We start from the raw sequence: 14689 nt of genomic DNA, 5'->3' as shown, positions 1-14689 counted from the left end.
CGGGAACCTTCCTGGCTTCGTCCCTGCCGCAACGCCGGCACAGGCTGACTGTCAAGCGTCTGCCGTCATTCGCCCCGCACGGAGGAAATGTCCCGTGCGGCAGCAACGCCGGCGTGGTGTGCACGTCCCTGCATGCCCCTGGGGAAATCAAGTGCGTGCACCGGGTGAATCTGGTCAATAAAGATCCGCAGGAGCTCTGACGGGCTTCTGCGGAAACTGCTTGCGAAGAACGGGAATTCGCCGGGAACTTTCGATGCGTCGCTCCCCCGTGATGGCGCGAACCACTATGACCCAGCGCCCATCGGCGATCAATCGTCCGCCTTCACGCCGCGATCGACTCGAAGGGCTAGCGGAAAGCCGCATCTCACAGAGGGTTCTCGGTCTCGTTCAACCGCCCCTGGGCGCCAGTTGAACGTCCCCCGCACGCGCTTCGGCCGCCTTATCCGATTTCTCGTACAAGGCGGCCGATTCGCTTGTCAACGCGTATGTGATTGTTCAGCTTGAACGCACTGGATTCCTCGTGCTTTTCGTGTTACGAGGCCCTCCGATCGCGCATCGGTCGCAGGGCCGGTCGGTTCGACTTCCGCGTGCCGAGTTGTGTCGCGAGACCGGCGGGGGTGGGGAAGTTGAACAGGGACCGGATCTCGACGTCGACGTCGAGGGCCGCGCGGACCTGGACGATGAGTTCGGTCGCGAGCAGCGAGTGGCCGCCCAGGGCGAAGAAGTCGTCGTCGACTCCGACCTTGTCCAGCCGCAGCACCTGGGCGAAGGCCTCGCACAGCGCGCGCTCCTCGCGGGTGGCGGGCTCCCGTCCCTGGCTGGAGGGTCCGCCGGAGATGAGGGTGCCGGGTGCGGGCAGGGCCTTGCGGTCGAGCTTGCCGTTGCCGGTCAGCGGCAGTGCGTCCAGGACGACGACCGCCGACGGGACCATGTGCTCCGGCAGCCGCTGCGCCGCGAACTCCTTCAGCGACGTGGTGAGTCCGGCCTTCTCGTCGGGCTCCAGGTCGTCGGCGACGACGTAGGCGACGAGCCTGCGGTCGCCCGTGGTGTCCTCGCGGGCGACGACCGCGGCCTGGTCCACCAGCGGGTGGCCGGCGATCACGCCCTGGACCTCGCCGGGTTCGATGCGGTAGCCGCGGATCTTGACCTGGTCGTCGGCCCGGCCGAGGAACACCACCTGGCCGTCCGCCGTCCACTTCGCGCGGTCGCCCGTGCGGTACATCCGCTGGCCCTGCTCGTACGGGTTGGCGACGAACCGCTCGGCGGTCAGCGCCTCCCGGCCCACGTACCCGCGCGCCAAGCCGGCACCGGAGACGTACAGGTCCGCCGTCACACCGACCGGGACCGGCTGGAGACGGGAATCGAGCAGGTAGAAACGGGTGTTGGCGATCGGCGTGCCGACCGGGACGGTCCCGCCCGCGATCCCCTCGGCCGTCAGCCGCGTGGTCGCGATGCCGATCGTCGTCTCGGTCGGGCCGTAGTGGTTGTGGACCGACCGCTCGCCCGCTGCCGCGAGGAGTTCCCGCAGCCACGGGGTCGACGCGGCCTCGCCGCCGAGGACGAGCGACCGGGCGGGCAGTACGCCCTCCATGCCCGCCGCCGACAGGGCGGCGAGGTGCGAGGGGACCGCCTTGAAGTGGTCGATCCGGTGTTCCGTGAGGTACGCGGACACCACCTTCGGGTCGGTGACCGCACTCTCCTCCAGGATGTGGAGTTCGCCGCCGGTGGTGAGGCTGGCGAAGACGACGGTGTTGCCGAGGTCCGTGGCCTGCGCCTGGAGCAGCGCATAGCGCGCGCCCTCGTCTCCGAAGCCGAGACGGTCGGGGACCGAGGCCGTGTAATTCGCCAGGCCGCCGTGCGTGACCGCCACACCCTTGGGACGGCCGGTCGAACCCGAGGTGTAGATCACGTACGCCAGGGACTGCGAGTCGACAGAACGTCCGGGGCGGTCGGTCGGGGCGGCGGCGAGCTGCATCTCGACGAACGTGTCGTCGATCGCCACCAGACGCGAACGGCCGGCCGGGAGCTCGTCGAGGATCTCCTCCGTGGTCAGGGCCAGGGCGGCGCGGCTGTCACGGAGCATGTACGCGATCCGGTCCGTCGGCTGCGCCGGATCGATGGGCAAGTAGCCCGCGCCCGCCTTCCACACGCCGAGGATCGCGGCGATCACGTCCACGCCACGCGGCAGGCACAGGCCCACGACGGACTCGGGGCCGATGCCCTGGCCGATCAGGTAGTGGGCGATGCGGTTGGCCCGCGCGTCCAGTTCGGCGTACGAGACCGACGTTCCGTTGGCGACGATCGCCGGGGTCTCGGGAGCGGCGCCCGCACGTGCTTCGAACCGCTCGTGGACCAGGGCCGGTCGGCCGTCGGTCGACGTGTCGTTCCAGACGGTCAGGACCTGGCGCCGCTCCTCCTCCGGCAGGATGCCGACGTCGCTCAGGCGGCGGCCCGGGTCCTGGGGCAGCGCCTCCAGGAGGGTCGTCCAGGCGTCGGCGATGCGGCCCGCCCACTGTGGGTCGAACAGGTCGGTGGCCACGGTGACCGAGCCGCCGAGGCCGGCGGGGGCGCCCGTGGTGTCGAAGGTCTCCCCCACCATGACGTCGAGGTCGAACTTCACCGCGCGGTTGCCGGTGGACATGCCGCCGGTCCACGCGACGGCCGCTCCGGCCGCGTCGAGGCCGGACTCCACGGTGTTCTGCTTGGTCAGGACGACCTGGAAGAGCGGGTGGCGGGCCATGGAGCGGGCCGGGGCCAGCTCCTCGACGAGCTTCTCGAACGGCACGTCCTGGTGGGCCATGGCCGCCAGGCTCCGTTCGCGTACCTGGTGCAGCAGGCCCCGTACGGTCGGGTCGCCGGACAGGTCGGAGCGCAGGACCAGGGTGTTGACGAAGAAGCCGACGAGGTCGTCGAGGGCCTCGTCCGTGCGGCCGGCGTTCGCCGAGCCGATCGGGATGTCGGTGCCCGCGCCCAGCTTGGAGAGCAGCATCGCCAGGGCGGCCTGCAGCACCATGAACACGGTGACGTCTTCCTCGCGGGCGAGCCTGACGAGCTCGGCGTGCACGTGCGGGGGGACGGTGAGCGGGACGCTGTGGCCCCGGTGCGAGGCCTCGGCCGGGCGCGGCCGGTCGAAGGGCAGGTCGAGCTCTTCCGGTGCCGCCGCCAGGGCCTCGCGCCAGTAGGCGAGTTGGCGGTTGATGACGCTGTCGGGGTCGTTCTCGTCGCCGAGCAGCTCGCGCTGCCAGAGCGTGTAGTCGGCGTACTGGACCGGCAGCGGCTGCCAGGCGGGGGCCCGGCCCGCGGCGCGTGCCCCGTAGGCGGTGGAGAAGTCCCGGGCGAGGGGTGCCAGGGACCAGCCGTCGCTGGCGATGTGGTGGACCACGACCAGGAGGGCGCGTTCCTGTCCGGTGTCGAAGAGCGTCGCCCGGATCGGGATCTGCGTGGACAGGTCGAAGGCGTGCGCGGAGGCCTTGTCGACGGCGGTGGCCAGGTCCTCGGGTGCGACGGTGCGGATCTCGGCGTGCCAGTCGAGCGTGTCGAGGGGGCGGACGTCCTGGTAGGGCTGGCCGTCGTCCGCCGTCGGGTAGACCGTGCGGAGTACTTCGTGGCGGTCGATGACGTCGCGGAGGGCGGCGTCGAGGGCGTGCGGGTCGACCTCGTCGGTCGTGGTGACGGCGATCGGGCTGTTGTAGGTGGCGCCCGCTCCCTCCAGCTGGCCGATGAACCACAGGCGCTGCTGGGCGAAGGAGAGGGGAACCCGCTGCGGGCGGTCCCCGGCGGTGAGGGTGGGGCGTGTGCCGGCCGCGTCGTCGAGGCGGGCGGCGAGGGCGGAGACGGTCGGGGCGTCGAAGAGCACCCGGATGTCGAGGTCCACGCCGAGGACGGCGCGCACGCGGCTGGCGAGGCGCACGGCGAGCAGGGAGTGGCCGCCGAGGGCGAAGAAGTCGTCGTCGACGCCGACGGACTCGATGCCGAGGACCTGGGCGAACACCCCGCACAGGAGTTGTTCGCGCAGTCCCTGCGGGCCGCGTTCGGCGGGGGTCGCGGTGCCCTGGGTGTGGGGTGCGGGCAGGGCGGCGCGGTCCAGCTTGCGGTTGACGGTCAGGGGCAGGGCGTCGAGGGCGACGACCGCCGACGGGACCATGTAGTCGGGCAGTCGGGCGGCGGCGTGGGCCTGGAGGGCGGCGGTGTCGGACACGGTCCAGACGGTGGCGTCCGGGGCGGGTACGACGTAGGCGACGAGGCGCTTGTCGCCGGGGGTGTCCTCGCGGGCGATCACGGCGGCCTGGGTGACGGTGGGGTGTTCCGCCAGGACGGCGGTCACTTCGCCGGGTTCGATGCGGAAGCCGCGGATCTTGACCTGGTCGTCGGTCCTGCCGACGAAGACGAGCCGGCCGTCCGCCGTCCACTTGGCGCGGTCGCCGGTGCGGTAGAGCCGCGATCCGTCGTCGGAGAGGTGGTTGGCGACGAACCGTTCGGCGGTCAGGCCGGGCCGTCCCAGGTAGCCGCGGGCCAGGCCGACGCCGGTGACGTACAGCTCGCCCGCGACGCCGACCGGGGCCGGTGCCAGGGACTCGTCGAGGACGTACACGCGGGTGTCGAGTACGGGGGTGCCGATGGCGACGTCGTCGGCGAGCGGGTCGCAGCGCCACAGGGTGGCGTCGACGGTCGTCTCGGTGGGTCCGTAGGAGTTGAACAGGGTGTGGGTTCGGGCCCAGCGGGCCATGACGTCGGGCGGGCAGGCCTCTCCGGCGATGACGAGGACGGTGTCCGCGGGGAGGGAGGTCTCGTCGAGTGTGGCGAGGACCGCGGGCGGCAGGGTGGCGTGGGTGACGCGCTGCTCGGTGAGGTGTGCGGGCAGGGCGTCGCCGAGGCGGCGCTCGGGCGGGACGACCACGAGGGTCGCGCCGGAGAGGAGGGCCATGAGCCATTCCCAGCCGAAGGTGTCGAATCCGGCGGAGGCGAACTGGGCGACGCGGGCGCCGGGGCCGACTCCCAGGGACCGGATGTGGCCCTGGACGAGGGCGGCGACGCCGGTGTGCGGGACGAGGACGCCCTTGGGGCGGCCGGTGGAGCCGGAGGTGTAGATGACGTAGGCCGGGTGGGTCGGCAGGAGTGCCGGGGCGCTCGTGGCGTCCGTGCTCGTGCCGGTGGGGTTCGGGTCGGTGGCGAGGGCGCTGCCGAGCAGGGCCGTGTCGGTGTGGGTGGCCTGGATCTTGGCGGCCGTGGTCTCGGAGACGAGGACGAGCGCGGGGGCCGCGTCGCCGAGCATGTAGGTGACACGCTCGGCGGGGTAGTCGGGGTCGAGCGGCATGTAGGCGCCGCCGGCCTTGACCACGCCGAGCAGGGCCGTCATCAGGTCGACGCCCCGGTCCAGGCAGACGGCGACCACGGTCTCGGGGCCCACGCCCCGGCCGGTGAGGTAGCGGGCCAGGCGCTGTGCGCGGGCGTCGAGTTCGGCGTACGTGATCTCCGCGGTGGTGTCGGACACGGCGATCGCGTCCGGGGTGCGGGCGACGTGGGCGGCGAACAGGTCCCCGATCGTGGCGGGTTCGAGGTCGGTGGCCGTGTCGTTCCACTCGACGAGCATGCGGTGCCGCTCGGCCGCGTCGAGGACGGGGACCGCGCTGAGCCGGGTGCCGGGTTCGGCGGTGACCGCGTCGAGCACCTGGGTGAGGCCGTCGACGATACGGCGTACGGTGTCGGGTTCGAACAGTTCGGCCGCGGCGGTGACCTCGCCGCGGACGCCGGCCGGGGCGCCGTCGGCGTCGAACGCCTCGCCGACGATGACGTCGAGGTCGAACTTGGCCTTCGCCGGGCCCGTGCCGAGGGCGCGGACGTCGAGGCCGGGGAGTTCGACGACGGCCTCGGCCGTGTTCTGCAGGGTCAGCATGACCTGGAAGAGGGCGTGCCGTGCCAGGGAGCGGCTGGGCGCGAGCTCTTCGACGAGCCGTTCGAAGGGCACGTCCTGGTGGGCGAAGGCGGCGAGGCTGTTCTCCCGTACGCGGGCGAGGACGTCCCTGAACGTCGGGTCGCCGCTCAGGTCGGTGCGCAGGACGAGGGTGTTGACGAAGGCGCCGACCAGGCCGTCGAGGGCTTCGTCGGTGCGGCCGGCGTGGGGCGAGCCGATCGGGATGTCGGTGCCCGCGCCCAGCTTGGAGAGCAGGATGGCGAGCGTTGCCTGCAGGACCATGAAGGTCGTGACGCCCTCGGCCCGTGCCACGTGCGCGAGGCGCGCGTGGACGTCGGCGGGGATGTCCACCGGCACGCTGTGGCCGCGGTGGGAGGCGACGGCCGGGCGGGTGTGGTCGAACGGCAGCGTGAGCTCTTCGGGGGCTCCGGCGAGCGCCTGGCGCCAGTAGGCGGCCTGGCGTCCGGTCACGCTGTCGCTGTCGCGTTCGTCGCCGAGGAGTTCGCGCTGCCACAGGGCGTAGTCGGCGTACTGGACCGGGAGCGGCTCCCAGGTGGGTGCCTGGCCCGTGGACCGGGCGGCGTAGGCGAGGGACACGTCGTGGGCCAGGGGGCCGGTGGACCAGCCGTCGGTGGCGATGTGGTGCACGACGACGACGAGGACGTGGTCCTCGGGGGCGAGTTCGAGCAGGGAGGCGCGGATGGGGACCTCGTCGGCCAGGTCGAAGACGTGCTGGGCCACCTCGGCGACGGCGTCGGAGAGTTCCTCCGGCCGGACGGTGCGGACGGACGGCTCCCAGACCAGGTCGTCGAGGTCGGCGATCCGCTGGTAGGGCTCGCCGTCGGCGACGGGGAAGCGGGTGCGGAGCACCTCGTGGCGGCCGATGACGTCCCGCAGGGCGGTGATCAGGGCGGGGCGGTCGAGGCGGCCGGTGAGCCGCAGGCCCATGGGGATGTTGTAGGTGGCGCCGGGGCCTTCGAGCTGGCCGATGAACCACAGGCGGCGCTGCGCGAACGACAGCGGGGTGCGTGCGGGGCGCGGCAGGGGCGCCAGGGCGGCGCGTGCCGTCTCCGCGCTGCCGAGTCGGCGCGCGAGCGCGGCGACGGTGGGGGCCTCGAAGAGGGTGCGCAGGGGTACCTCGACGCCGAGGACGGTACGGATGCGGCTGATGAGGCGGACCGCGAGCAGTGAGTGCCCGCCGATGGCGAAGAAGTCGTCGTCGACGCCGACCGCGGGGCGGTCGAGGACGTGGGCGAAGATCCCGGCGAGGATCTCCTCGCGCGGGCCGGCCGGGGCTCGGCCGGGGCTCGTGCCGTCACCGTAGTCGGGGGCGGGCAGGGCCCGGTGGTCGAGCTTGCCGTTGGCGGTCAGGGGCAGGTCGTCGAGGGCGACGACCGCCGACGGGACCATGTAGGACGGCAGACGGTCGGCGGCGTACCGGGCGACCTCGGCCGTGAGCGCCTGGTGGCCGGTCTGGCCGGAGGTTCCGGGCGCCACCACGTAGGCGACGATCCGCCGGTCGCCCGGGCTGTCCTCGCGTACGACGACGGCGGCGCGGTCGACGTCCGGGTGGGCGGCGACGACGGAGCGGATCTCGCCGAGTTCGATGCGGAAGCCGCGGATCTTGACCTGGTCGTCGGCGCGGCCGAGGTACTCGATCCGGCCGTCGTCCTTCCAGCGCACCAGGTCGCCGGTGCGGTAGAGGCGCTCGCCGGCGGTGGAGAACGGGTCGGCGACGAAGCGTTCGCCGGTCTGGGCGGGACGCCCCAGGTAGCCGCGGGCGAGGCCGGGGCCCGCGACGTACAGCTCGCCGGTGGCGCCGACCGGGACCGGTGCGAGGGACCCGTCGAGCACGTAGGCGCGGGTGTGGGCGATCGGTGTGCCGATGGACACGTCCTCGGCGTCCGGCTCGCAGCGCCAGTAGGTCGCGTCGACGGTGGTCTCCGTCGGGCCGTACGTGTTGAACAGGGTGCGGCCGCGCGCCCAGCGTCCGACCAGCTCCGGGGCGCAGGCCTCGCCGCCGATCTCGATGACGAGGTGCGGGGAGACCGCCTCCTCGTCGAGGCCCGCGAGGACGGCGGGCGGCAGGCTGGCGTGGGTGATGCGCTGTTCGGCGAGGAAGTCGGTCAGTTCCTTCCCGAGCCTGCGGTGCGCCGGTACGGGGACGAGGGCGGCACCCGTGGTGAGCGCGAGCGCCCACTCCAGGCAGAAGACGTCGAAGCTGACCGAGGCGAACTGCGCCACCCGCGAGCCGGGCCCGGTGCCGAAGCGTTCCGTGGCGGCCGCGAGGGTGTTGGCGAAGCCGCCGTGGGTGAGCACGACGCCCTTGGGGCGGCCGGTGGATCCCGAGGTGTAGACGACGTACGCGGGATGCTCGGCGCGCAGGACGACGTCGGGGGTCGCGGCCGGCAGCCGGTCGAGGGCGGCGCGGGTGCGGGCGTCGTCGACGAGGAGGACGGCGGCGTCCGTCGCGGGGACCCTGCTCCGGCTGGCGGTGGTGGCGAGGACCGCCATGGGGCGGGCGTCGCCGAGGATGTACGCGACGCGCTCGGCGGGGTAGTCGAGGTCGATCGGCAGGTAGGCGCCGCCGGCCTTGAGGACGGCGAGGAGCGCCGCCATCAGGTCGGGTCCGCGTTCCAGGAACAGCGCGACCACGGACTCGGGTCCGACGCCGTGCTCGGTGAGGTGGTGCGCGAGCCGGTTGGCGCGGGCGTCCAGTTCGCCGTAGGTGAGGTCCCCCGTCTCCGTCACGAGCGCCACCGCGTCGGGCGTGCGGGCGACGCGCTCGGCGAGCAGGTCGAGGACCGGTGCGGCCTCGGTGTGGGCCGTGGTGGTGCTCCACTCGCGCAGGAGCAGGTGCAGTCCTGCCTCGTCGAGTACCTGGACCGCCCCGAGGCGCGGTTCCTCGCCCTGGTCGAGTGCCGTCTCCAGGGCCGCGACGAGGTTGCGCGTGGCGGTCTCGACCAGGCGGCCGACCATGCGCGGGTCCACCGGGGCGACCGCGTCCACGGCCAGGGCGATGCTGTCGCCGTGGTCGTCGACCGAGAGGGCGAGCGGGAAGTTGTCCCGCTCCTGCGCGAACCGCAGCGTGATGCCGTCGAGTTCGCGGGGGGTGTCACGGCCGCCGGACAGGTCGGCGTGGTGGCGGTAGTTGAACAGGGCGGTGAACAGCGGCGTGTTGCCGTCGATGCCGCTGGCGCGTTGCGCCACCGCGAGGGGCGCGTGCTCGTGCTCGAGGAGCTCGGCGAGCTGGCCGCGCATGGCGGCGACGGCGGCGAGGACGCCCGGCCCGTCGGTGCGAACGCGTACGGGCAGGGTGTTCATGTACGGGCCGGGGACCTGGTCGGCGCCCTCGCCCGCGTTCATGCGGCCGAACAGGATCGTGCCGAAGACGACATCGTCGCGGCCGCTGACGGCGGCGAGGACCCGGGCCCAGACGAGGTGCATGACCGTGGCGGGGCTGGCGCCGGCCCGGCGGGACGCCTCGCGCAGACGCGTGGTGAGGGCGGGCGCGAACGGCACCTCGACGCGGACGGACGTGGCGCCGTCGCCGTGGGTGTCGGCGATGCCGAAGGGGGCGGTGGGCTCGGTGACGTCGCCGAGGAGGTCGGCGAAGTAGCGCTCGTGCTCGGCGCGCGCGACGGCGCCCCGGGTCTGGGCGACGAAGTTCCGGAACGGCATCGGGGCGGCCAGCTCCCGGCCCCGGCCGGCGAGGATCGCCTGGACCTCGTGGAACACGATCTCCAGCGCGGTGTGGTCACGGACGACGTGGTGCGCCCGCAGCAGACCGAGCCAGCGGCCGGTGCCGGGGACCTGGGCCGCGTGCATCCGCAGCAGCGGGGCCTGCGTCAGGTCCATCCAGTTGCCGACGGTGGTCAGGAGCTGTCGCACCGGGTCGCCCTGGCCGTCGAGGGTGACCTCGGTGACGGGCAGGGTGCCGCGGCGCCGGACCACCTGGACGGGCTCGCGCAGGCCCTCCCAGACGATGGAGGTGCGGTAGATGTCGTGGCGGTCGACCACCTGCTGGAGGGCGTCCGCGAAGGCGTCGAGACGCTCGCGCGAGTCGAACTCGAGGACCGTCGGCAGGACGTAGGCGTCGTCGTCACCCTCGGCGAGCAGGTGGTGGAAGAGCAGACCCTCCTGCAGGGGGGCGAGGGGGTAGATGTCGGCGATGGCGGCCGCGCCGCCGTCGACAGTGGCGGCGATCCGCGCGATCTCCTCGGTGGTGAGGTCGACGAGCGGCAGCATGTCGGGGGTGATCGCGGTCGCGTCGGCCGGGATCAGATTGGCCGGGACGGCGACCTGCTCGGCGCCCGCCGAGGCGGCCAGGCCGGCCGGTGTCGGGTCCTGGAAGAAGGCCCGCACCGACACGTCGACGCCCTGGTTACGAAGCAGGGCGACGAGCCGGATGACCAGCAGGGACTGGCCGCCGAGGACGAAGAAGTCCTCGTCCACGCCCACGCTTTCGAGACCGAGAACCTCGGCGAACGCGGCGCAGAGGATCTCCTCGCGGGCGTTCGAGGGACCACGGACCGCCGCGCTCGTGTCGTGCTCCGGAGCCGGCAGGGCCTTGCGGTCGAGCTTGCCGTTCGCGGTCAGCGGCAGCGCGTCCAGAACGACGACCGCCGACGGAACCATGTACTCGGGCAGACTGCGTGCGGCGAACTCGCCTATCGGGTGCGTGAGTTCACCGGTGGTGACGACGTAGGCGACGAGGCGACGGTCGCCGGGGACGTCCTCCCGTACGACCACGGCCGCCTGTGCGACCTGCGGGTGCGCGGCGACGGCTGCCTGGACCTCGCCCAGTTCGATACGGAAGCCGCGGACCTTGACCTGCTCGTCCGCACGGCCCAGGAAGACCAACTGGCCCTCCGCCGTCCACTTCACCCGATCGCCCGACCGGTACATCCGCTCGCCCGAGGCCGAGAAGGGGGACGCAACGAACCGCTCCGCCGTCTGGACCGGACGATTCACGTAACCACGCGCCAGACCCGTACCCGACACGTACAGCTCACCGGCCACACCGACCGGAACCTCACGCAGGGACTCGTCGAGAACGAACACCCGGGCGTTCGGGACCGGGCTGCCGACCACCACATCCGCGGACATGGACAGGCGCGCGATCGAGGTGTCGACCGTCGCCTCCGTCGGGCCGTAGAAGTTGAAACCTTCCACACCCTCCAGAGCACGCAACCGCTCCCACAGGGCGGTCGGAGTGGCCTCGCCACCGACACCGATACGGGCGGGACAGTGATCTCCTTCGAAGAGGCCCTCGTCAAGGAGAAGTTGCAGGTAGGAGGGGGTGATCTCGGCGAAGTCGATACGGGAAGCGCGCATCCAGGCGACCAGACGACCCGCGTCCAGCCACGTGTCCGCGTCCACGACATGCAGCTCATGGCCCGAGAACAGGGCGGAGAGCTGGTTCCACGACGCGTCGAAGGAAACCGACGTGGTCAGAGCGACCTTCAGCGGAGCACCGTCCGTCGTCGCGAACACCGACCGGCCGTGGCTCTCGCACAGACCCACGACACCGCCATGGGTGACGACCACGCCCTTCGGACGGCCCGTCGAACCCGAGGTGTAGATGACGTACGCCGGGTGCTCCGGACGGATACGCGTGTCCAGGGGGCCGGTCGCGAGGCCGTCAACGGCTGCCACGGTCTGCGCATCGTCCAGGAGGACGACCGACGCGTCCGAGACCGGCGGCACGACCGCCGTCGCCGACGACGCCAGGACCACGACCGGCGACGCGTCCCCGACCATGTACGCGATCCGCTCCGCCGGATACCCAGGATCCAGCGGCAGATACGCGCCACCAGCCTTCAGCACGGCCAAGAGCGCGACGATCAGATCGGCGCCCCGCTCCAGGCACACACCCACCAGCGACTCCGGGCCTACCCCCTGGGCCACCAGGTGACGGGCCAGCTGGTTCGCGCGGGCGTCCAGCTCCGCGTACGACAGGGACTGCCCCGCCGCCACCACGGCGACCGCGTCCGGCGTCCGTGTCACCTGCGCCGCGAACAGCTCCGGCAGCGAACCGGCCGCCACTGCCGCGGCCGTGTCGTTCCACTCCGCCAGCCGCCGGCGATCGGACACGTCCAGGACCTCGACCTCACTCAGCCGCGACCCCGGAGCCAGCACCAGCATCTCCAGGGCCTTCGCCCAACGCGCCACCAGCCGTTCGGCCGTCTCCACGTCGAACAGATCCGCCGACGCCACCACCGAACCACGCAGACCCGCGGGCGCGCCCGTCTCGTCGAAGACCTCCGTGACGGAGGCGTCCAGGTCGAACTTGGCGCTTGAGGTGCCGGCCGGGAGTCCGGCGGTGCGCAGGTCCGGCAGGTCGAGGACGGCTTCGGCGGTGTTCTGGACCTTCAGCATCACCTGGAAGAGCGGGTGCCGGGACAGGGAGCGGGCCGGGGCGAGTTCCTCGACGAGCTTCTCGAACGGCACCTCCTGGTGGGCGAAGGCGGACAGGCTCGTCTCGCGGACGCGGCCGAGGACCTCGCGGAAGGTCGGGTCGCCGGACAGGTCGGTGCGGATGACGAGGGTGTTGATGAAGAAGCCGACGAGGTCGTCGAGGGCCTCGTCCGTGCGGCCGGCGTTCGCCGAGCCGATCGGGATGTCCGTACCCGCGCCCAGCTTCGACAGGAGCATCGCGAGGGAGGCCTGCAGCACCATGAAGGGGGTGACGCCTTCGGCGCGGGCCACCTGGACGAGGTGGGCGTGGACCGGTGCGGGAACGGTCAGGGGGATGTTGTGGCCGCGGTGCGAGGGTTCGGCGGGTCGCGGCCGGTCCACCGGGAGTTCGAGTTCCTCGGGAGCGTCCGCGAGGGCAGTGCGCCAGTGGGTGACCTGGCGGGAGATCAGGCTGTCGGGGTCGGACTCCTCGCCGAGGAGGTCCCGCTGCCACAGCGCGTAGTCGGCGTACTGGACCGGCAGCGGCTGCCACGCGGGCGTGTCGCCGGCGCGGCGGGCGGTGTAGGCGGCGGACAGGTCGCGTGCGAGGGGTTCCATCGACCAGCCGTCGCCTGCGATGTGGTGCACGGCGAGGACGAGGGCGTGCTCGTCGGGGGCTGTGGTGAACAGCCAGGCCCTGACGGGGATGTCGGTGGTGAGGTCGAAGGGCTGGGCGAGTGCGTCGGTGATGGCGCGGTCGAGCTCCTCGGGGGCGACGTCGGTGACGGTCGGTGCCCAGTCGAGGCCGGCCGGGTCCAGGATCCGCTGGTAGGGCTCTCCGTCGGCGGTGTCGAACACCGTCCGCAGGACCTCGTGGCGGCCGATGACGTCGCGGAGGGCGGCGTCGAGTGCGGCGTGGTCGAGGGCGCCGGAGAGGCGCAGGGCGACGGGGATGGTGTACGTGGCGCCGGGGCCGTCGAGTTGGCCGACGAACCACAGGCGGCGCTGGGCGGAGGAGAGTGGGATCCGTGCGGGGCGGTGGGCCGGGGCGAGGGCGGTGCGCGCTGTGCCGGCGGTGTCGAGTGCGGCCGCGAGGCGGGCGGGTGTGGGCCGGTCGAAGAGGGTGCGCAGGGTCGTCTCGGTGCCGAGGACCGTACGGATGCGGCTGACGAGCCGGGTGGCGAGCAGGGAGTGGCCGCCGAGGGCGAAGAAGTCGTCGTCGGGTCCGACCTGTTCGAGGCCGAGGACGTCGGCGAAGACGCCGCAGAGGAGTTCTTCGCGGAGGGTGGCGGGTCGTCGTGCGGCGCCGGTGGTGTAGTCGGGTGCGGGCAGGGCTGCGCGGTCGAGCTTGCCGCTGGGTGACTGGGGCAGGGCGTCCATCATGACGACGGCCGCGGGCACCATGTGGGCCGGCAGGCGGGTGGCGATGAAGTCGCGTATGTCGGCGGGGGTCGCGGTGTGCGGTGGTGCGGGGACGACGTAGGCGATCAGGCGCCGGTCTCCGGGGGTGTCCTCGCGGGCGACGACGGCCGCCTGGGCGATGGCGGGGTGGGCGGTGGCCGCGGCTTCGATCTCGCCGGGTTCGATGCGGTAGCCGCGGATCTTGACCTGGTCGTCGGCGCGGCCGAGGTAGGTGAAGCGGCCGTCGGTGTCCTGGCGTACCAGGTCGCCGGTGCGGTACATCCGCTCGCCCTGTTCGTACGGGTTGGCGACGAACCGTTCGGCGGTGAGGGCGGGGCGGTTCGCGTAGCCGCGTGCGAGGCCTGCGCCCGACACGTAGAGCTCTCCGGGGACGCCGGGGGGCACGGGGGCGAGGCGGTGGTCGAGGACGTACGCCCGGGTGTTGGGCAGGGGGCGGCCGATGAGGGGGCGTTCGCCGTGGGTGGCCTGGGCGGTGTCGTGGCACAGGACGTGCACGGTGGCCTCGGTGGGGCCGTAGAAGTTGAGGCCGAGGGTGTCCGGTGCGTCGTGGAGCCGCTGCCAGAGGGTGGTGCCGACGGCGTCGCCGCCGAGGAGGAGGGCGCGGGGGCGGTGGGTGGCGGTGTCGAGGAGGCCTTCGTCGAGGAGTTGTTCGGCCTGGACGGGGGTGAGGGCCATCAGGTCGACGCGCCGGGTGTCGGCGTAGCGGGCGAGTGCGGTGCTGTCGCGTCGTATGTCGTCGGGGACGATGTCGAGTTCGTGTCCGGCGACCATCCAGAGGAGCAGTTCCCAGGAGGCGTCGAAGGAGAGGGAGTAGGTGAGTGCCACGCGCATGCGCGGTCCGGGGCGGTTGATCGGGCCGGTGCGCTGGAAGGCGGCGAGGTTGGAGAGGCCGCGGTGCGGGACGGTGACGCCCTTGGGGCGGCCGGTGGAGCCGGAGGTGTAGATGACGTACGCGGC

The 14689-nt window shown here is 72.6% G+C and carries 1 protein-coding gene (running past one end of the window); it reads right to left on the bottom strand.

All coding sequences use genetic code 11. The features are described 5' to 3' along the window. Positions 1-532 precede the first annotated feature (532 nt). Positions 533-14689, bottom strand: the 3' portion of a protein-coding gene (locus N5875_RS38045; protein ID WP_338499009.1) for a non-ribosomal peptide synthase/polyketide synthase. Its footprint extends 5079 nt past the window's final position; only the last 14157 of its 19236 coding nucleotides appear in the window; its start codon lies off the right edge, out of view — the gene reads right to left on this strand; its stop codon occupies positions 533-535.

This window comes from Streptomyces sp. SJL17-4 (assembly GCF_036826855.1).
Lineage (GTDB): Bacteria > Actinomycetota > Actinomycetes > Streptomycetales > Streptomycetaceae > Streptomyces.
Note: the sequence above shows the minus strand (reverse complement) of the source record. Positions and strands in the feature narration are given on the sequence as shown.